This window comes from Gilvimarinus xylanilyticus (assembly GCF_024195295.1).
GTDB lineage: Bacteria > Pseudomonadota > Gammaproteobacteria > Pseudomonadales > Cellvibrionaceae > Gilvimarinus > Gilvimarinus xylanilyticus.
Genome location: NZ_JAMFTH010000001.1, coordinates 697,387 through 716,779, shown reverse-complemented (window position 1 = coordinate 716,779; position 19,393 = coordinate 697,387). Strand labels below are relative to the sequence as shown.

Genomic DNA, 19,393 nt, shown 5'->3' with positions numbered 1-19,393 from the left:
GGGACTACAACTCCAACATTCTTGGTAAAAACAAAGTAACCTCAGGTACTAAAGCGATCAGCAGCAAAACCAAGATGATCACACCATAAAACGGCATCAGAGACGGTAATATTTTTTCCACTTTTTCATTGGCGACACTGGCGCCCACGTACAAGCCGCTGCCCACCGGCGGAGTAATCGTGCCTATGCACAGGTTGTAAACCATCAAAATGCCAAAGTGCACCGGGTCGACGCCAATCTTTAAGGCAATGGGCAAAAGGATTGGGGTAAAAATTAAAATAGCCGGGCCAATGTCCATAAAGGTGCCGATCAATAACAGGAAAAGCGTTATCACCAACAACACAATAACGGGGTTATCCGACAGGCCGAGAATCATGCCGCTGATCAAATCCGGCAGACCGGTAATGGCCATGGCAAAAGACATTACCGACGAGGTGCCCAAAAGGAACATAATAATGCCGGACATCACCAGCGTTTGCGCCAGCACATCGCGCAAGCCAGCCATGGATACCGAGCGATACACCACCATGGTAAGAAAGGCGGTGTAAACCACAGCCACTGCCGAGGCTTCAATCGCGGTAAACACGCCCGCGATAATGCCCACCACGACTACAATAATCAGCAGCAAACTCGGCAGGGCCTCAAGAGTCACCCGAAGCGCCGTGCCTTTTTCCACCAGTCGCTCCGAGCGATAACCCCGGCGCCGCGCAATAAAGTAAGTCACCAGCATGCATCCACCGCCCCAGAGCACACCGGCAATCAGGCCGCCGGCAAATAGCGCCGCAATTGAAGTGCCGCCGCTGGCGAGCGCATATAAAATAAACGCCGTAGTGGGAGGAATAAGCATGCCCGTAGGCGCCGAAGCGATATTTACGGCTGCCGCAAAGGAATTCTTGTAGCCCTCTTTTTTGCTCATCGGCACCATCACGCCGCCAATAGAGGTAGAAGCCGCAATGGCCGACCCGGATATCGCGCCAAACATCATATTGCCGGCAATATTGGTATGGGAGAGCGAACCCGGAATCTGCCCACTGAAAAGCTTGGCAAAGTTCACTAAGCGAATTGCGATACCGCCCGAGTTCATCATCACGCCGGATAAAATAAAAAACGGAACTGCCAACAGGGAAAAGCTATCCAGACTCGAAAAGATCTTTTGCGCTGTGGTAAACAGGGCGATATCCAAAGGCAACACCAAGGCAATAGTGATCACCGATGACACGGCGATACAAATACCAATGGGAATACCCAACACCAGCAGTAAAGCGAAAGACGCTATTAATACAAACGCGGCATCAAGCATTGCTGGCCTCCTCGTCGGGAGCCATCTCACCGGTAAACAATTGAATACAATTGAGCAGGCTGTACAGCGCTAACACGGCCCCGGCGATGGGCAAAGCCAAATAGACATAGCCCATGGGCAAGCCCAGGGAGGGGGAAATTTGGTTCATGGTGATGCTGCTGGCGTGATAGCCGCCTTGCACAAGGATAAAAACAGCAAAGGCTAAAAACGCCAGCTCAATAAAAATTTGCCAGTAACGTTGCGCTTTTTCCGAGGCCTTATCGGAAAACAAGGTAAATCTGACGTGTTTGCGCAAGCCCACCACATAGGCGATTGTCAGCATGGACACCCACACCAGAGAAAAACGCAGAAACTCTTCAGAGTAAGTACTGGGAACCCCCAGCAAATAACGACTGATAATTTGCCAGCAGGTCATGGCGACCATGGCCAGCAACCAGATGCTGCACACCGACACAATAATTCGGTCCAGCGTCTTGCGAACGCGATTAATCATAGGTTACTCCGATCCACTCCCAGATAATTGCACCGATCCGAGTCAGCACTCAATCGCCCAATGCCCGAACATCGCGGTAAAGCTTGTACTGTTCGGGGTAAGGTTTCAGCCCCTCGTAAATGGGCTGCACAGCCTCAACGAAAGGTTTTAAATCAACCTCATAAAAAGTCACCCCGAATTCATCGACCGCAAGTTGGCGAGTCGCTTCAATCGATTCACTCCAGGCCTGCTTTTGAAATTCGATGGATTCTTCCATGGCCTCGTAAACGGCGGCCACCTGATCGTCGGTTAACTTGTCCAGGGTTTTGTTGCTGATCAACACCACATCGGGGATACGGGTGTGCATGGTGTAGGTGTAGTGCTTGGCAATTTCCGCATGGCGGGCAATGGTCAGCGCAAACTCGTTATTCTCGGCACCGTCCAAAATGCCCTGCTGCATGGCGGTATAGACTTCCGCCTGCCCCATTGCCACCGGGGTGGCGCCCAGCAGGCGCATCATTTCAATCGCCGCTTCACTTTGCATAACCCGCAGTTTGCGGCCCGCTAAATCCTCCACCGAACGCACGGGCTTATCTTTTACGTAAACGCTGCGCGAGCCGGAATCGTAATAACCCATGCCCACAAAACCATTGTGCTGCGTCGATTCATAAATCGGCGCCATAATTTCGGGGCTGTCCATAACGCGATAGAAATGCTCGGTATCATCAAACAGAAAGGGCATGGAAAAGACGCCGTAAATTGGCGAAAAACTTTCCATAAGGCCGGCAGATACTTTGGTGATATCCACCGCCCCCACCTGCAACAGCTCGACTAATTCGCGTTCACCGCCGAGCTGGCTATCGGGAAAAAACTTGACCTTCACCGCGCCGTCGGTCTTCTGCTCAACCCGCTCACCCAGCAGCTGCAAGGCGTCAATCACAGGCTGGCTGTTCTGGGCGTAAGCCACAAAAAGCGTCGTGCCCCGGCTGGAGTTGGACTCCACCGCAGAGTAAACAATGAATGCCACCGTCGCCGCAATGGCGGCGAATGCGCACAGCACTTTCAGTGCAGGGGGCCGCTTTGGGTTAGCCCTCATTATTATTCTCCTACCATTAAGCCTGTAATCACTATCAAGTGAACCGGCTCTATTACTTATTATTTATCATGTTACGTCATTTACGATCACAACAAGGCAATTGTAACCCACGAAATGTTCAAATGAAATATAAAAAGGCGTGCTTTATTGGAAATGCGACTAAATGCCGGACGGACAAAGCGGCACCCGGACACCGTGGAAAATCGACAGTAAAAACCAATTTTCAACCTCCCATAAAAAAGGCCAGGCTTGCGCCTGGCCTTTTACTAACGGGCTGGGTTTAAACTAACCCGGTACTTAGGGTGCGCACGCAATCCGTTGTGGCGCACTGTCTGTGGTCAAGGCATCGATAAACAGATAGTCAACGTTACCCAAACCACCACCGGAGCCGGCGCGCAGTTTGATATCCGTCTCACCCGGCTCGAGCTCGACGTCAACGTGGGTTTCCATCCAAACATCCCAACCACTGGTGCTTTCCATATCGATTGTCGCTGCACCGATCTGGCTGTTGATATCGGCAAGAGCGAAACGGTTATCTCCGGCACCATTCGCATAGCGAAGCAAGAAGCGATAAGTGCCAGCCTCCTGGATATTGACTTTATAGGAAATAAATTCCCCTTCAGCATTATCCGTGTTGGAGAAACCATCACCTTCAAAGCCTGCCCAGTTGCTCTCAATCGCACCATTTGAAATCTCGCAATAACCATCTTCATTTTCGTTAATGGTTACGCTCGTGGTAGTTGGATTGGCTTCGTACACGATTTCGCCCATAGGCTCGCCGGTAATAATATCGCCGTTCGCCATAGTGACGCGCATCATGTACCAGTAGGTCTGCCCTTCCACGACCCCCTCGTACTCGGCGTACACGCCACGAGGCTCAAGCCCTTCAGAAGCAACCACCATAGCGCCCTGGTCCGAAGCGTCGGTATTGCGCAGCAACTCAATCTGACTTAGCTCGCCCTGGAAGTTTTCCAGATCCCAGTCGATACGAATACCACCGTCTTCCAAACGAGTAATCAGGTTGGTCTCGGGCGCGGGCAATTCAAACAACACCTCACCTTCCGGATCAGTATTGATCACGGTGTTATCGGCCAGTAACACTTCAAAGGAGTACCAGTAGGTTTCCCCTTCCACAAAGCCGTCAGCACCACCTGTGTCACGCAAGCGACCGTCATGGGCGCGCACACCTTCACTCACCAGAGTTCGGCCACTCATCGAGGCGCTGGTATTGCGATACAGATCAACATTAACGATATCCTGACCAAAGTTCCAAAGGTTCCAGGTTAGGTTAATCGTGCCCAGCAAAGGATCCAACCCAGCCGACAGGTTGGTTACATTGCTCGCAAGACCGTTACCAAACGGACCGACAATTTCCGTGTTACCGACCTGCTTGAACATATACCAGTAACCTTGCCCCTCAGGGAAACCACCTTCAGGCCCTACGTCCTCAAAACAACCTTCGTAGATCACAGCCGGATCGCTGATGGGATAAATCCGCGTGCGACCACCTGCCTGATTTTGATCATTGCGGTAGAGCTCGTTGTAGGTAGCGCCCGGCTCGACATTCTCAAGATTCCAACAAACATTCAAAACGCCGTTTTCATAGGTCGCATTCAGGTTTGTTTTGGGAACAACGAGATTTTCACCAAACACGGGATCGGCAACAATGGAATCACCAGAAGCTGTTACCAGCTCAACCCAGTAATAGTATTTTTGCCCTTCTTCGGTACCTGCATCGCTCCAGGTTCTGGCCTTGCCACTCACCTGCGCATAAGACGACGTCGGCTTTTCGGGAATCATCCCCTCCTCGTCGGTTTGAGCGCGATAGATATAGACATCACTCAGGTTAAGACTGGTCGCCCAGGTTAAATCCACATAGTTATCCATGCTTGCTACAGCAACTCTGGGAATAAGCGTAGACGTCATACGCGCCGAATAAGCTCCGTCAAGCCCGGCAACGTCCGCTTCAACCCAATAGTAATAGGTCACATCGGGAACGGCAGACTCATCGACAAACGACGTTTGCCCACCTTCCAGCATACCGACCTCTGTCGCCGCTGAACGATCATTAACTGTCGCACGGAAGATAGTGGCCGAACCCAGCTCAGCACCCCCTGGGTAAACCTTGATCAGAATGTTGTCGTTATTACCCTGTGCGGTAACCCCGGTTGCCGCCTGGCCGGGAACGGCCTGGGTTTTAAACTGGGGCAATTCTTTGATGACATGATCATACAACTCCATGTCCGACCCCATATAAAAGCTTGGGTGCGGCGGCTGGTTGTAACCCACATTCTGCCAGGCAATGGCAGTGCGGTACTGGCGATCATGCATCAAGGTCGGCAAGCGAACATCCGTGGGAATATTGCTTGAGTAAACCATCAAACGGGTGCTTGCTTCATTGGCGAGAACAACCTCTTCACGCCAGTCCCCCAGAATATCCGCCGATAATGCCGGTGTGGCCTTGGTACCATTATTAGAAACAGCCAAACCATTGGAGAAGGTACCGGCGTTAAACAAAGGCTCTTTTTCTACCAGCAGAGACTCCGAGTTCCACTTGGTAATTTCGGTGCCGTCGAGCATCTCGCGGTTGAGATCACCATCCCACCAAACCATAAAGTTCATAGCGGGCTTGTTTTCACTAATCACCGAGCCATCAGCGGCCATTAGGCCACCGCGAGAGCCCCAACTTTCCATACCTGGATAGTTCGGGTCGATATCGCCAGTCGCACCTCGGCCAACATCGTCGCCCTCGCCATTACTGGGCTGAGAAATCAGAACTTCGCCGGTAGCGGCATCGTGAACCTCAACACCAAAGTTACCGTCGTCGGTGATGTAAGCTCCTGAACTCTCGTGCACCATAAAGATTTCCAAGCCATCATTGCCTGGAATAATATCGGTCACATGCAGCGCATCACCATGCCCAAGGCCGGTGCTGTAGAGCACAGAGCCATCGTTATCCAAGGTCGCGGCACCAAAAATGATTTCATCTTTGCCATCGGTATCAACATCGGCAACGCTCAGGCTGTGGGCACCCTGCCCCGCCAGGCTCGCGCCTGTGTCGTTATTCGAATCGTAAACCCAATTCTGAGATAGGTTATTGCCGTCAAAGTTATAGGTGGCGACAACCGCGCGGGTATAGTAACCACGCGACATTACCAGGCTTGGGGTTTTACCGTCCAAATACGCAACGCCCGCCAAAAAGCGGTCGACCCGGTTGCCGTAATCATCACCCCAAATCGCATTAATATCGTCGCCACGCGGCGGAATGTAATCAACCGTGCTTAAGGCTTCGCCAGTAGCACCTTCAAACATGGTCAGGAACTCAGGGCCGTCCAATACATAGCCGCCGTCATTGCGGTAGTCCGCATCGGCATCACCAATAACCGTGCCGCGACCGTCGACGGTGCCGTCGGCGGTTTTCATGGCAACTTCTGCGCGGCCGTCCTGGTTAAAGTCGTACGCGATAAATTGCGTATAGTGAGCGCCAGCGCGAATATTGTGGCCCAGGTTAATACGCCACAACAGCTCCCCTTCCAGGGTGTAGGCATCAATCAATACGTCACCGGTTTTGCCGCCTTGGGAATTATCCTTGGCATTGTCCGGCTCCCACTTAAGGATCAGCTCGTACTGGCCGTCACCGGTTAAATCGGCTGCAGAGGCGTCATTGGCAATATAACTGTATTCAACCCCGTCGACAAAACCATTGGCAGGTTTATTCAACGGAATACTGAGATAGGGTTTTTCCTGAACCTGCACAACATCGGAAGAATCTTTTTCTTCGCCATCCACGGTCGCAACCACTTGATAGCTGTCACCGGGCTGACCGTTGATATCCTCCAAGAAGGTTGGCTCACCGGGCCGCACAGTTCTAAAAAATTCGTCGTTTTTATAAACTTCAAAGCGAATTCGCTGCTCATCAAGCCCCGACCAACGCCAGCTGAGCACATTGCCGCCTTCTTCGGCAGGCATAACCACCAGCCCACGATCCAAGTATTCCACGTTGGAGCTGCCACTGGTATCGCGCTCAACATCCTCTGGAGGAGGCGCCTCATAGGGTTCGGCGGGGGTGTAATCGTCACTACCGCAAGCGGCGAGCATAGCGGTCAGTGCCAGAGGCACAAACCGTGCTGCCGAGGTGTAACGTTTGCCTTTGAAATACCTTCCGTCTTTTCTCATTATGCTGTCTCCGAAAGTGATTCTAAGAAAGTAGTGATAGAACTAAGTCTGAAAACTATGTGGCGATGAAACCGGGTTGTTCATATAAATGGTGAATAGCAACGGACCTAATCATTTATCGTTATTTTTACGCCAATAATTAACCAGCAACAATCACATTACATCAGGTTTGGTCACGTTTCTAGTGTTTTTTAGCGATTCTTTCCAAGATTTCTCAGCACAAGCACTTCCCCCGTTGCCCGCCAAGCCCGCTTTCAAGCTCCGCCGCAACGGACAAGGTATAATGACCGACACCATTGGCTAGCGCCCTCTCACCCGGCACCGCTACCTGCGACACCGCCAATGCTGTACTCCGCAGCCACCTCAAGCAATATCAGCCACTGATCTTCGCGCCAGCATTGATAGGCTTTAGCGCAAAGCAGAGAAGCCAAAACGGCTAACCGCGAGGGAACTTTATATTGTCAAAACGACTTAAAGCGCCTTGTTTCCTTAAGGGTCCAAAGCTGTTACCAATCGTTACCGATCATCACACACCGTTACCCTTGTGACTTCACGTTCACTTTTGGCTGTATTTTATTGAATTTGATTTTTTTTGGTTATAGTATGACCCCTGTTAGAAAAGTCACTATTCAATAAAATTTCCACTTACTAACAATAAGGGCGGGACTTCATAATGAATAATTACAACCAGTCTAATAACCTTGACTGCATCAACTCACAAGCTCCAGTGTTTAAGAAAAACTCTTTGGCGAAGCGGATTACCTCTATATTGGCGGGCGCCACCTTCGGCACCCTGGCCACCGCGCATGCCTATGCGCAAGAAGAGCAAACTCAAACCCCAGAGGAAGACACCTCTTTCAAGATTGAAGAAGTGATTGTCAGCGGCATTCGCCAAAGTTACACCAGTGCACTGGACCGCAAACGCGACGCCGGCACCATGATGGACTCCATTGTTGCCGAAGATATCAGTGAATTCCCCGATAAAAATATCGGTGAGGCACTGCAACGGATGTCGGGCATCCAGCTCGAACGGGACATGGGCGAAGGCACCTCGGTCAGTGTTCGCGGCGTCGAATCAGGTCTGGTTCGCGTTGAATTGAATGGCGTATCTGCCATGGGCATGGGCGGCAGCCGCAGTGTTGACTTCCGGGATATGGCCTCTGAACTGGTTAAATCCATCGATGTGTACAAAGGCTCCGAAGCACGAATCACCGAAGGCGGCGTGGGCGGCACCATTCAGATCAACACCCGTAAGCCCAATGAATTCGACGATCACTTTTTCTCAGTCAACGCTGAAGCCCAATACAACACCATGCTTGACGATGTGATGCCTAAATACAATTTAACGGGCGTCTATAAATTCACCGAGCGATTGGGTGTTCTGGTTAACCTCACCGGGTCCAAAGTGAATCCTACGCTTAACGGCTTGCGCAACACCAACTGGCAGAAGTACCACGACGTTGATATGGACCCCAACAAAACCTCGGTGGACCAACTTTACGCCGATTACTCCAGCAAGCAACAATGTATGGACGCGGGACTCGATGCCGCTGGGGAAACCGCCTGCCTGGAGCAGTGGTACGAGTATAGTCCCAGCACACCCCGTTACAGTATTTGGGGCCGTGAAGAGGACCGCCTGTCGGCCAACATAGAAGTGCAATACCAACTGACCGACAACTTTTCGTTCGACGTATCCTACACCTCAGGCACCAGGGACAAAGTGGCCACCGACCGCAACTTCCAAGTTGAGGTGGGCTCGGCTTTTGATTTAGATACTGCCGTACTGGATGACAACAAAAACGTTGTCCAACTGACCACCAATGGCTTTAACGCTGCGGGCACACCCATTGGTGCCACGGTTAGAAACCGGACCCTCAACTTTGACTGGGATCAAGAACGCGAAGTTATGCATGCGGGCTTTGATTACATCAATGATAACTGGGTAATCGACGGCTATATTGCGCGCTCAACCACCTTTGAAGACATTGATTCGCGCGACACTCAATCGGCACAAAACAATGTCGGCGGCATTGTGGTGACCCAGGTTAACGAACTGCCGGAAATTGACTTTACCGATGCCTACATCATTAACCAAAATGACGTCAACGACACCTTCGACAAGTTCCACATTAACGACGGCACCCAGTACACCTCGCTGGATCGCTTCAAATATTCACCCTTTCAGAACGATGCTGCAGAAAACGTCGCCAAGCTTGATGTGGTTTACAACCCCGATGATGGACTCTTTACGGCATACCGCACCGGCTTCATCCTGACCGATCAGGAGTTTTCCAACAACGCCTGGGGTTACAACCTAATGCAAACCGTGGGCAACCCTTATACGGTTGACGGGGAAACCAAAATTTGGACCCAGGACGACCACGAAGCGGTACTGGTTGACAACCGCTTTGCCACCGACCAGTTTTTCCGCGACTATGATCTGGATGTAGACGTTATCGAAAGCTATATGGCCATCGATACCGACCCCTACCTGAACGCCCTGCTTGAGCGCAGTGGTTTCAGCTCTGCCGAAGCGGCCCGTGGCAACTTACAGCCCATTGATAGCCGTTACGATATTAACGTGGAAACTCAGTCTGCTTATGTTCAGGCCGATTTTGAAACTGATATAGGCAGCATGGTTTTACGGGGTAACTTCGGGGTGCGTGTCGCGCGCACGGAAACCGCCTCTGAGGGCTTCTCTCGCATTCGGGTACTGGTAGAGCAGACCGATGACGACGGCAACCCGATCTACGGCCCCAATGGCGAGGATCTGGCAGGGGTTGAAGACCCGGACGACCCACGTGCCTTTGAAGGTCGCCAGACCGTTGAAGAGGACTTTGTTGATGTTCTGCCAAGCATTAACCTGACCCTGGAAATTGTTGAGGGACTGGAAGCCTATGTAGGCGCGGCAAAAGTAATGTCCCGCCCGAACATTAACGACCTCAACATCAACGCCGACTGTACCTTGCGCGATTACCCACTCGCTGTGGATCAGATGACGCCTAACACCTGTACTGCGGGCAACCCGGATCTGGACCCCTATCGCGCTACCCAGGGCGAAGTGGCTCTGACCTGGTATCCGGATGAAAGCTCGATTGTGTCGGGCGCTTACTTCGTCAAAGATATCAGCAGCTATATCTTTGGCGCCGAAGTACAACAGGACGTTGACTTCTTTAACGACGGCACCCTGTGGGATGTGACCCAGCAGGTGAACAAACAAGGCATCAAGACTAAAGGGATTGAGCTTCAGGCATCGACTTTCTTTGACTTCTTACCAGGACTGTTAGGCAACACCGGCGCCAAAGCCAACTACACCTATACCACCGCTGATAACGTCAACGACTTTAACCCGCTGACGGGCGAGCGGATGCCCCTGCGCGGTCAGTCTGAAAACTCCTACAACCTGGAAGCCTTCTACGAGGATGATTCATGGAGCATTAAGCTCGCCTACAACTACCGCGATGAGTTCTATTCGCGCGTATTTGATGGCCTGCCGGTATTTGTCGACGCCAGTGGGTATATCGACGGTAAAATCGCCTATACCTATAACGACAACCTGAAGTTCTACGTCGATGCGACCAACTTAGGCAAAGAGGTGAAACTGGAAACCTCGGGCGCTGGACGCACCAATGACTTACAGTGGTCAGGCCGTGAGTTCTCGCTGGGCTTTACCTATAGAATGTAAATTCAACCAGCTTACAAAGGTGCCGGAAGGTGTCTTTGTGTAACGAAAAAGCCCCGGCACTCGTGCCGGGGCTTTTTTATCGGGGCATAGAAGAGCAAACTTAGGGCGCCTCGGGCGCCTCTATTCTAACCGTTTAATCTTTATGTTCCGAAACTCAACACCCTGCCCTTCAGATTGCAGCGCAATATAGCCCTCTTGCAACGGCTTTCCTGGCACCCAGATATTGGGGTCATAACCGCTCACAACGCCGCCACCAATTTGCGTGTTGCTATATTCCAACACTTGTTCGCCGTTGACCTTATGCACCACTCGGGAATCGCCATCGACAATAAGCTCAGCTTCGACCCACTCGCCTGTGGGATAGGTCGCGGCAGATGAATTAATGCAATGGCGTTCATCTAACCTCCCCTTATAAAACACATCTGTCCCTGGAGAACACATATTTCCCGTAGGCCGGGGTTTGCCATCTCCCCTGTCCGCGAGCATTTGATACTCCACCGAGATTGGCCAATCCTGCTCTTTTAAAATAGTATCAGGGGCCTGGGAGTGGAACATTACTCCGCTGTTTCTATAGGCATAGCTAGGCGCATCTTCAAGCCACTGCTCGGTGAAGCGATACTCAAATTTAAGGTGGTATGAGGAAAAAGGCTGTTCATAAAAAAGATGACCAAAACGCTCTTCAAAACCCTCATAGCCATCGTAATTAACCTGAATAACACCATCGATCACTCTGAAGGTATTGGCGTAGTTGTCGCCCAGCTCATGGTGGTGAATTTTGACAACCCAGCCATCCAGATTCTTACCGTTAAACAGTGGCGTCCAGTTTTCTCCCTTTGAAGAGGCAATGTTGGAACTGCAGGCAATAAAACTCGCGCAACAGATTAAACCCAACGAGAGATTGCCCGCCCGTCGCGCCAGGCTTTTATTGATTATTCGCGGCATATCGCCTCCATTTTTTCGGTTTGTGAATTTAATAGATCTCAAGCTATCCCCTACACTCATGCTTAGGTACCCAAGCGACCGTCAAAACATTTAGCATACAAAAAAACCGGCCCAGAGGAGCCGGTTAAGTTAGCAAGTTAGTGCCGATCTCGTGTTGATTACTATTGCTTCGCGCTCTTCACCTTCTCCCCAACATCATAGTCCAGGTGTGGGGGTTGGTTGTATGAGGTATTCTGCCAGGCCACTGACAAACGGTACTGCGAATTGTGCATCAGTGTTGTCAGGCTGATATCGGTGGCAATCGGCGTAGAGTAAATTCGCAGCGACTGATTATCCTCCGTGCGGAATATCACCTCTTCGCGCCAGTCCCCGAGAATATCCGCCGACAGAGCGGGATTCGCCTTGGTGCCGTTATTGGAGCTTGTGCCCTCTGTCTCTAAAATCGGCTCGGAAGTGCCAGTATTCCAGTTCCATTTGTAAACCGTGGTACCGTCCAGCAGTTCACGCAGCGGATCGCCGTCCCACCAGATAGCGAAGTTCACCTGCCTGGGTCTTTGCGGCGATACCGGCTCGCCTTTTATATTGAACAGCTCGGGCGCGTTCAGGGCCCAGACTTCTGCCCCCGGATGGCGCGGGTCGATGTCCGCAGCCAGGCCTCTGCCATTGTCTTTTTCTGCGCTCTTACTCCACAACACAGTGCCATCCTCAGCGTCTATCACCGCCGAACCAATGCCACCGTTACGGCGAACTGACTCGTACACACCAAACAGTTCCAGGCCGGGCCGTGAAGGGTCTAAATCCGAGACATGCATGGCATCGCCATGGCCCAGAGCTGTGGTCCATTTGGGGGAGCCGTCGTCGTCGAGCGCCATGGCACCGTAGATAATTTCATCTTTACCGTCGCGATCAACATCGGCTACCGACAGCTGGTGGTTGCCCTGGCCGCCAAAATGATCGGGCACCCCCGGCGCTGCTGAATCGAATACCCAGCGCGTCGAAATGGCGCCGTCTCTAAAATCGTAGGCGGCGATCACGCTGCGCTCGTAATAACCGCGCGCCATGACGGCACTGGCCCGCTCGCCATCCAGATAAGCAACGCCCGCCAGATAGCGCTCGGAACGATTGGCATAGCCATCGCCCCAGATTTTTTTCATCTGTTCGGAGCTTGGGTTGTCGTCGCCGGGCGCGCGCTGCGGAATATAGGCAACGGTATCCAACTCGCGACCGGTAGCGCCTTCAAACACCGAGAAGTACTCGGGCCCGCTTAAAATGCGACCTTTCAAGTTGCCAATGTAGCGTCCATCTGAGGTCACTTGCGAGCCGGTGCGATCGCGCACCTCTTGTTTTTGCTCCCCCGATACCCAGTTCGCCTTCGGGTCGCCAATAATTTTGCCCTCACCGTCGACGGTGCCGTCAGCGGTTTTCATGGCAATTTCAGCGCGACCATCCCCGTCAAAGTCATACACCATAAACTGGGTATAGTGAGCCCCCGCGCGAATATTGCGGCCCATATCAATACGCCATAAACGCTCGCCTTCGAGAGTGTATGCATCGATCAGAGCATTGCCAGTGTAGCCGCCCTGAGAGTTGTCTTTGGCGTTGGTAGGGTCCCACTTGAGGACAATCTCGTAGCGGCCATCGCCGTTTAAATCTCCCACACTGGCATCATTGGCGGTGTAGGAATAACGCTCGCCATCGGGCGTGGTTCTGTCTTTGGGCTGGTCAATGGGCAGGTTAAGATAGGGCGTTTCCCAGGCCGTTACACTTGCCAACACCTGCCCATTCGAACGCAGCTCATATGTTGTGCCCGCACTTCCCTGCCGATCCAGAAAATTCGTGCTCTGGGAAACCGCCTGCTCTGCTATCAGTTCGCCGCCCCGGTACAGAGAAAGCGAAAGCTGATCCGAATCACCTTGCAGCTTTCGCCAGGACACCAGAACGCCCTCGTCGGCGGGAACGGCAATTAACCCACGATCAAGCTGTTCAAGCTGGCGAGCACCAGAATAAACTTGTGTTGAGCTGCTTTGGCGCTCCGCCGATTCCGGCCCCGAGCTACAAGCCGCCACCGCCAGTGACAAACCGCAGACCAGAGCCCCCGCCCCTTTACGCTTTAAGGTCGCTTCTGAAGACTTTTTAACAGGGATTCGCATTATGTTTATACCTCATTATTTACAAAGACTGACAACGCGCTCGCCAACGCTCGCGATAGGACCCAAGCCCACTCAGCGACAATGATTCACAGCGCACTCGTTCTTCCGCAACGGACGCGTCGGGATCAGCTAATGCAGCCGCTCCTTTCACAGTGCCGGTTGAATCGCCGGATAAAAACAGCCGCTGCTCGGGGCGCAGAGTGGCCAACAGTTGACAAAGCAACGCATTTTTTAAAAACGCACCTTCCAAAAAAATATCGCCTTCGGCATTCAACAATTCCAGTTCCAAATCCAGCATCAGGGCGCAGTACAAAGACGCGAGGGCAGCGCCATGAATACTTTGGTCCGTGTTGACCGATCCGCTCTTCCCGGCAAAAGGGCCGGAGTTGTCGCAGAAGGCGGGCACTGCATAGGCGTCCGTTTCGATAATGCGTTCCAGATCGTGCAACGTGTATGGCTCGGCCGGGGAAGTGCCCATTTGCTTACAGATACTTTCGTACTCCCGGCCCGCCATAAAACGCGCACAGGCTACGGGTGTGCTGCGAAAATCAACGTTCATCAACATATCCCGGGATTCATCCAAAACAGCATCCTTACCACCATTGGCCATGGTAATCGCCCAGGTGCCGGTTGAAATAACCGAAAAAGGCTCGCCCTTGCTTGCTTTTACATAGCGCAAATAGCTGGCATTGCTATCGTGAATGCCTACCGTTACCGGGCAAGAAGCAGGCAGCCCTGTCGCCTCGCTCACCTCGGGGATGACCACTCCCGCCATACTGTCGGCGGGCTTTAGCTCGGCAAACAGTGATTGCCAGTCCATGCCACTAACCAGACTGGAAAAACTGTTCTGAGCCGGTTGCCACAAATCCGTATGACAACCCAAAGACGTCACTTCCGAGCAACGAACACCTGTCAGTCGCCAGACCCAGTACTGAGGGTAAAGCAGAATATCCGTCGCCTTAGCGAACGCATTCGGGAATTGATTTTGCTGCCAGTACAATTGACGCCCCAGGTTCATACCGGCCGGTAACGCGGGGGAACTCGTCTGGGTAAACGAGGGGCGGAACTGGGCGTAACCGTCGTTGGCACTATCGGGTCCGGTAAATTCGTAATCCAACACCGGAAGCACCAAGCCGTTGCCTGGGCGCTCTCGATCGATTAACGCGGCGGTGGCCCCATGGGTCGTGACACTGATGGCGCTGATCGAAAATTGACCGGCCACTCCCTTAAGGACATCGAGCAGCCATTCCCATATTGCATCCACATCAAAGTGCGGGTAAGGCTCAGCATTCACCACCGCGTTGGGTTTAGCTTGCTCAAAAACGCTTTGCATGTGTCGGTCCAGCACATGCACTTTGATATTGGTTTTGCCAATATCCAGTACCACAACGTAACCCATAGAACTCAATAACCTCTAATAAACTGCGCTTTACGACAGCAAACCGCTGTGCTCTTTTGATTCATTTATGGCTGTTCCGAACGCCATTGCCGCTCTTTTAACAACGACCAGAGTATGGCCGCTAGCATATAAAGCACCGTGGGTATCAGCAGCCAATCTTTCACCCAAGCGTCACTGCCCGAGTACAGCGCTTGAACCCCCAAAGCCAGACACCCCAACAAAGAAAGTGCAGCGACACTGAGCGACAGTGTTTGCGCCAGAGAGCGATGGCTACGCCGGGCTAATGATTTCTCGCGTCTCCAACGCGCCAAGTAGTCGCGCTCACCCTCGCGCCGCTGGGCTTCGTTTTGCTCTAGGCTTGTCGCTTGTTCAGTATAAGGGGCTCGGGCTCCGCTTCGGGCCGCCAAACCGATATAAAGCAAAGTGGCGGTAACCCAAGTGGGTATTAGCAAGAAAAACAAATGTAGCCCCAAAGCATGGAACCCCCAGGCAGCCACCAGCGACATAAACCACGCCAGGCAAGCGGGCCAGTTTACATAATCGCCTCGGTAATGGCTCCAGTAACGGGTTAACCCTATGCGAGAGAACAACCAATGTTCAGCCACAATCACGGCTCCCACGGGAGCAAGAATCAACCCCATCAAACCGACAAAACTCATCAGCTGGGTAAACACAAATGGAAAACAGGCAATGACCGTGGTCACCACGCCGGTGATGGCCGTCACCGTGGTGCGATTCCAGCGCGGGCAGAGCGATTGAAACGCAAGACCGGCGCGATAAATGGTGGGATTGGAGGTGGTCCACCCGGCGATAATGACCACCAGAATGCCCGTTGTGCCCAACGCCTGAAAAGCCACGGCACCGGCGTCCAGCTCTTGTATTGATGTTTTAAGCACAAAAGCCGCGCCCGCGCCCATAACACCCGCGCACAACCAGGCAAGATAGTGACCAATAAACATTCCCAGCGCCGAAAAAAAGCCGTAAGAGGAGCGCCGCGCGTAACGCAACAAAGTCATATCCGCCAGTCCACCGTGCATCGCCAAATTGGCGACCCAGGCAAAGGCGGCCACATGCAACAAACCCAGCTCACTCTCTTTATTGCCTTGCCAGATGTGAGTATCGGCAATGCTCAGCAGCCTTTGCCCCACGCCCTGCCCGGGCACTTCGGGCGTTTGAGCGGCCAGTACCGACAGCATGGCTAACGCACCCACCACGAACATCAAAATCATCCAGGGCGCGCAAACCTGAGAAAAAATAGCCACGCGGCGAAACCCCTTGGCAGCAATCACCGTGACCAGGGCTCCGACCAGAACCGCGACAGCTACAAATCCGGGGCTGGTCGGATACCAATTCACTTGCACGGGAATATCAAACAAAATACGAGCGGCCGAGGCCGAGACGGTAATCATGGTTCCCGCCAATACACAAAAGAGAACACCATTAACAATGCTATAGAGGTTAATGATGCCCTTACCGCCAATTCGCTCCAGGTAGGCATATAAGGTCAGGCGGGTATTCACCGCGATGGGGGCGCAAATCAGGCCCCAGGTTAGAACCGCGAGCAGATTACCCCACAGCAGTCCCCACAGAATGTCCTGGACGCCCACGCCCCAGGCCACAAACAGAGCGCCAATGACAAACTCGGTTCCCGCTACATGCTCGCCTGAGTAACTGGCCGCAAAATGGCGTGCGGGCTCTAGGCGCTCGGGTCGCACCGCTGTGCGCTCGAACTCATTATTATTCGTCATTTTTATTCTCGCCGGCTGAACGACTCCAAGAGTGTGGAGTCTACTAGTCTCAAAATGAACGTATTTGACTATTAATGAACACTAACGTTAAAAATGAAATTAAACAACCTTAAAAAAGCAATATACACACAAAATACTTTCTTGACCGCACACTTTTAATCACATACAATCATTGTCAATCAGAAAGGCGGTTCCATGACGCCGCTCACCGTTCACCGATAAATGAGAGCCAATGATTATGTCCTTAAAACTCCAGAACCTATGGGATGATCAGAAAGCCGCCAGCATGAGCGAGTCGGAACTGTTGCAGTACCGATCAAATCTGCTCGGTTCAGACTTACGCATCACCAACTTCGGCGGCGGCAACACCTCCGCCAAAATCAACATGACCGATCCTCTCACCGGCGGCGAGGCCGAGGTTCTGTGGGTTAAAGGCTCTGGGGGCGACCTGGGCTCCATTGCCCTCGATGGCTTCTCTACCCTTTATATGGAAAAGCTGCAGCAGCTCAAATCACTCTACCGCGGGCTTGAACACGAAGATGAAATGGTGGGCTACCTGCCCCACTGCACCTTTAACCTCAACCCCAAAGCCGCGAGCATCGACACGCCTCTGCACGCGTACATTCCGCATAAGCATGTGGATCACATGCACCCGGATGCGGCCATTGCCATCGCCTGCACCAAAAACAGCAAAGAGCTGACCGAAACAATTTTTGACGGCCAAATGGGCTGGCTGCCCTGGCAGCGTCCGGGCTACGACCTGGGCCTGAAATTAGAAGAAGTCGCCCGCAACAAGCCTGAACTGAAAGGCATTATGTTGGAAGGCCACGGCATCTTTACCTGGGGTGAAAATGCCAAAGAGTGTTACTTAACCACCTTGGATATTATTCAAAAGGCGCAGGACTGGCTGGAAGCCAACAACAACAGCGAAGCTTTCGGTGGCGCGAAATATCAAGAGCCAATGCAAGCCGAGCAGCGCAAAGTTGTGGCCAGCCAACTGATGCCGTTAATTCGCGGGAAAATTACCAACGAGCAATACAAAGTGGGTCACTTTAACGACTCGGATACGGTGATCGAATTTGTAAACTCGGCCGAGCTGGAGCCCCTGGCCGCCCTGGGCACCTCTTGCCCCGACCATTTTTTGCGCACCAAAATTCGTCCGCTGGTGGTGGACTTCGACCCCACCGCGTCTAACCTGGAAGACGAGCTGGCGCGCTGCACCCAAGGCCTAGACGGCCAACTGGAAGATTATCGCAAGGACTACGCGGACTATTATAACCGCTGTAAACGCGACAACAGCCCGGCCATGCGCGACCCCAACGCTGTGGTGTATTTAGTGCCTGGCGTGGGCATGATCACTTTTGCCAAAGACAAGGCCACCGCCCGCATCGCCGGCGAGTTCTACGTTAATGCTATTAACGTTATGCGTGAAGCGAGCGCGGTGAGCGAGTATGTGGGCCTGCCCGAACAAGAGGCTTTCGATATCGAATACTGGCTGCTTGAAGAAGCCAAGCTCCAGCGCATGCCCAAACCCAAATCCCTCGCCGGCCGGGTGGCGTTTATTACCGGCGGCGCCGGTGGCATCGGCAAAGCCACCGCTGCGCGCATGCTGCGCGAAGGCGCGTGCGTTATGCTGGCCGATATTGACGCCAAGGCATTGGAGAACACCAGCGAAGAATTAATCAGCGTGTTTGGCAAAGATGTCGTGCGCCAGGTTCATTGCGATGTAACGAAAGAAAACACGGTCGTTGATGCCATGGCAAGCGTGGCGCGCGAATACGGCGGCATCGATATTCTGGTGTCTAACGCGGGCATTGCCAGCTCGGCCCCCTTGGAAGAAACCGGCCTGGATTTGTGGAATAAAAATATCGATATTCTGGCCACGGGTTATTTCCTGGTCGGGCGCGAAGGCTTTAAGCTGCTCAAGCGCCAGAACACTGGCGGCTCGGTGGTATTCGTAGTCAGCAAGAACGGCCTGGTCGCCTCCCCCGGCGCCTCGGCCTACTGCACCGCCAAGGCGGCAGAGATACAACTGGCTCGCTGTATCGCCCTGGAAGGCGCACCCGTGGGCATTCGCTGCAATGTGGTCAACCCCGACGCCGTGCTGCGCGGCTCTAAAATCTGGGACGGCGACTGGCGCAAAGAGCGCGCCGCCGCTTACGACATCAGCAACGACGAGCTGGAAGAACATTACCGTCAGCGCAGCATGCTAAAGCGCTCTGTTTTGCCCGAAGACATCGCCGAGGCAACCTACTTTTTTGCCGCGGATTTGTCAGCCAAGTCTACCGGGAATATCATCAACGTCGACGCAGGCCATGCGCCCTCGTTCACTCGCTAACAGAACAGCGATAAAATAAATAGACAGATAAGCGCCCCATGCTTCACCGGGGCGCGCAAATAATAACCACCGGAAACAACGGGACGA

General features: G+C 52.8%; 10 protein-coding genes. 2 read left to right on the top strand and 8 right to left on the bottom strand.

The window, feature by feature from the left end:
• Positions 1-4: 4 nt before the first annotated feature.
• The 4 genes from M6D89_RS03035 to M6D89_RS03020 all read right to left on the bottom strand — a co-directional run bounded on the left by M6D89_RS03035 (position 5) and on the right by M6D89_RS03020 (position 7,044).
• Entirely contained in the window at positions 5-1,300 is a 1,296-nt protein-coding gene (locus M6D89_RS03035) for a TRAP transporter large permease (RefSeq protein WP_253966556.1), read from the bottom strand.
• Positions 1,293-1,793 carry a TRAP transporter small permease gene (locus tag M6D89_RS03030; protein WP_253966555.1) on the bottom strand — a complete coding sequence of 167 codons (501 nt, stop codon included), beginning with the start codon at positions 1,791-1,793 and terminating at the stop codon, positions 1,293-1,295. The genes M6D89_RS03035 and M6D89_RS03030 overlap by 8 nt, the downstream gene beginning before the upstream one ends.
• 49 nt (positions 1,794-1,842) lie before the next feature.
• A complete protein-coding gene (locus M6D89_RS03025; RefSeq protein WP_253966554.1) occupies positions 1,843-2,868 on the bottom strand; it encodes a TRAP transporter substrate-binding protein in 1,026 nt (341 codons plus the stop codon).
• 297 nt (positions 2,869-3,165) lie between these two features.
• Positions 3,166-7,044 (bottom strand): rhamnogalacturonan lyase family protein, encoded by a 3,879-nt coding sequence (locus M6D89_RS03020; RefSeq protein WP_253966553.1) that lies wholly within the window; start codon positions 7,042-7,044, stop codon positions 3,166-3,168.
• A 673-nt stretch (positions 7,045-7,717) separates the two neighbouring features.
• On the opposite strand from M6D89_RS03020, the gene M6D89_RS03015 reads away from it, so the two are divergent.
• Positions 7,718-10,729, top strand: a complete 3,012-nt coding sequence (locus M6D89_RS03015) for a TonB-dependent receptor (RefSeq protein WP_253966552.1) — start codon at positions 7,718-7,720, stop codon at positions 10,727-10,729.
• Between the two features lie 120 nt (positions 10,730-10,849).
• Here the strand turns inward: M6D89_RS03015 and M6D89_RS03010 are convergent, their stop codons facing one another.
• From M6D89_RS03010 to M6D89_RS02995, 4 genes are all read right to left on the bottom strand, one after another.
• On the bottom strand, positions 10,850-11,671 hold the full coding sequence (locus tag M6D89_RS03010; protein WP_253966551.1) for a 3-keto-disaccharide hydrolase: 822 nt from the start codon (positions 11,669-11,671) through the stop codon (positions 10,850-10,852).
• A gap of 161 nt (positions 11,672-11,832) precedes the next feature.
• Positions 11,833-13,821: a rhamnogalacturonan lyase gene (locus tag M6D89_RS03005; protein ID WP_253966550.1), complete on the bottom strand. Its 1,989-nt coding sequence runs from the start codon at positions 13,819-13,821 to the stop codon at positions 11,833-11,835.
• A 19-nt stretch (positions 13,822-13,840) separates the two neighbouring features.
• Entirely contained in the window at positions 13,841-15,220 is a 1,380-nt protein-coding gene (locus M6D89_RS03000; protein ID WP_253966549.1) for an FGGY-family carbohydrate kinase, read from the bottom strand.
• Between the two features lie 65 nt (positions 15,221-15,285).
• Positions 15,286-16,968: a purine-cytosine permease family protein gene (locus tag M6D89_RS02995; protein ID WP_253966548.1), complete on the bottom strand. Its 1,683-nt coding sequence runs from the start codon at positions 16,966-16,968 to the stop codon at positions 15,286-15,288.
• A 238-nt stretch (positions 16,969-17,206) separates the two neighbouring features.
• Between M6D89_RS02995 and M6D89_RS02990 the strand changes: the two genes are divergently transcribed.
• A complete protein-coding gene (locus M6D89_RS02990; RefSeq protein WP_253966547.1) occupies positions 17,207-19,306 on the top strand; it encodes a bifunctional rhamnulose-1-phosphate aldolase/short-chain dehydrogenase in 2,100 nt (699 codons plus the stop codon).
• Positions 19,307-19,393: the final 87 nt, after the last annotated feature.

Bases quoted from the DNA above. Each gene is read 5' to 3' on its own strand.
- M6D89_RS03035 (WP_253966556.1), bottom strand. From the start codon at position 1,300: ATGCTTGATGCCGCGTTTGTATTAATAGCGTCTTTCGCTTTACTGCTG.
- M6D89_RS03030 (WP_253966555.1), bottom strand. From the start codon at position 1,793: ATGATTAATCGCGTTCGCAAGACGCTGGACCGAATTATTGTGTCGGTG.
- M6D89_RS03025 (WP_253966554.1), bottom strand. From the start codon at position 2,868: ATGAGGGCTAACCCAAAGCGGCCCCCTGCACTGAAAGTGCTGTGCGCA.
- M6D89_RS03020 (WP_253966553.1), bottom strand. From the start codon at position 7,044: ATGAGAAAAGACGGAAGGTATTTCAAAGGCAAACGTTACACCTCGGCA.
- M6D89_RS03015 (WP_253966552.1), top strand. From the start codon at position 7,718: ATGAATAATTACAACCAGTCTAATAACCTTGACTGCATCAACTCACAA.
- M6D89_RS03010 (WP_253966551.1), bottom strand. From the start codon at position 11,671: ATGCCGCGAATAATCAATAAAAGCCTGGCGCGACGGGCGGGCAATCTC.
- M6D89_RS03005 (WP_253966550.1), bottom strand. From the start codon at position 13,821: ATGCGAATCCCTGTTAAAAAGTCTTCAGAAGCGACCTTAAAGCGTAAA.
- M6D89_RS03000 (WP_253966549.1), bottom strand. From the start codon at position 15,220: ATGGGTTACGTTGTGGTACTGGATATTGGCAAAACCAATATCAAAGTG.
- M6D89_RS02995 (WP_253966548.1), bottom strand. From the start codon at position 16,968: ATGACGAATAATAATGAGTTCGAGCGCACAGCGGTGCGACCCGAGCGC.
- M6D89_RS02990 (WP_253966547.1), top strand. From the start codon at position 17,207: ATGTCCTTAAAACTCCAGAACCTATGGGATGATCAGAAAGCCGCCAGC.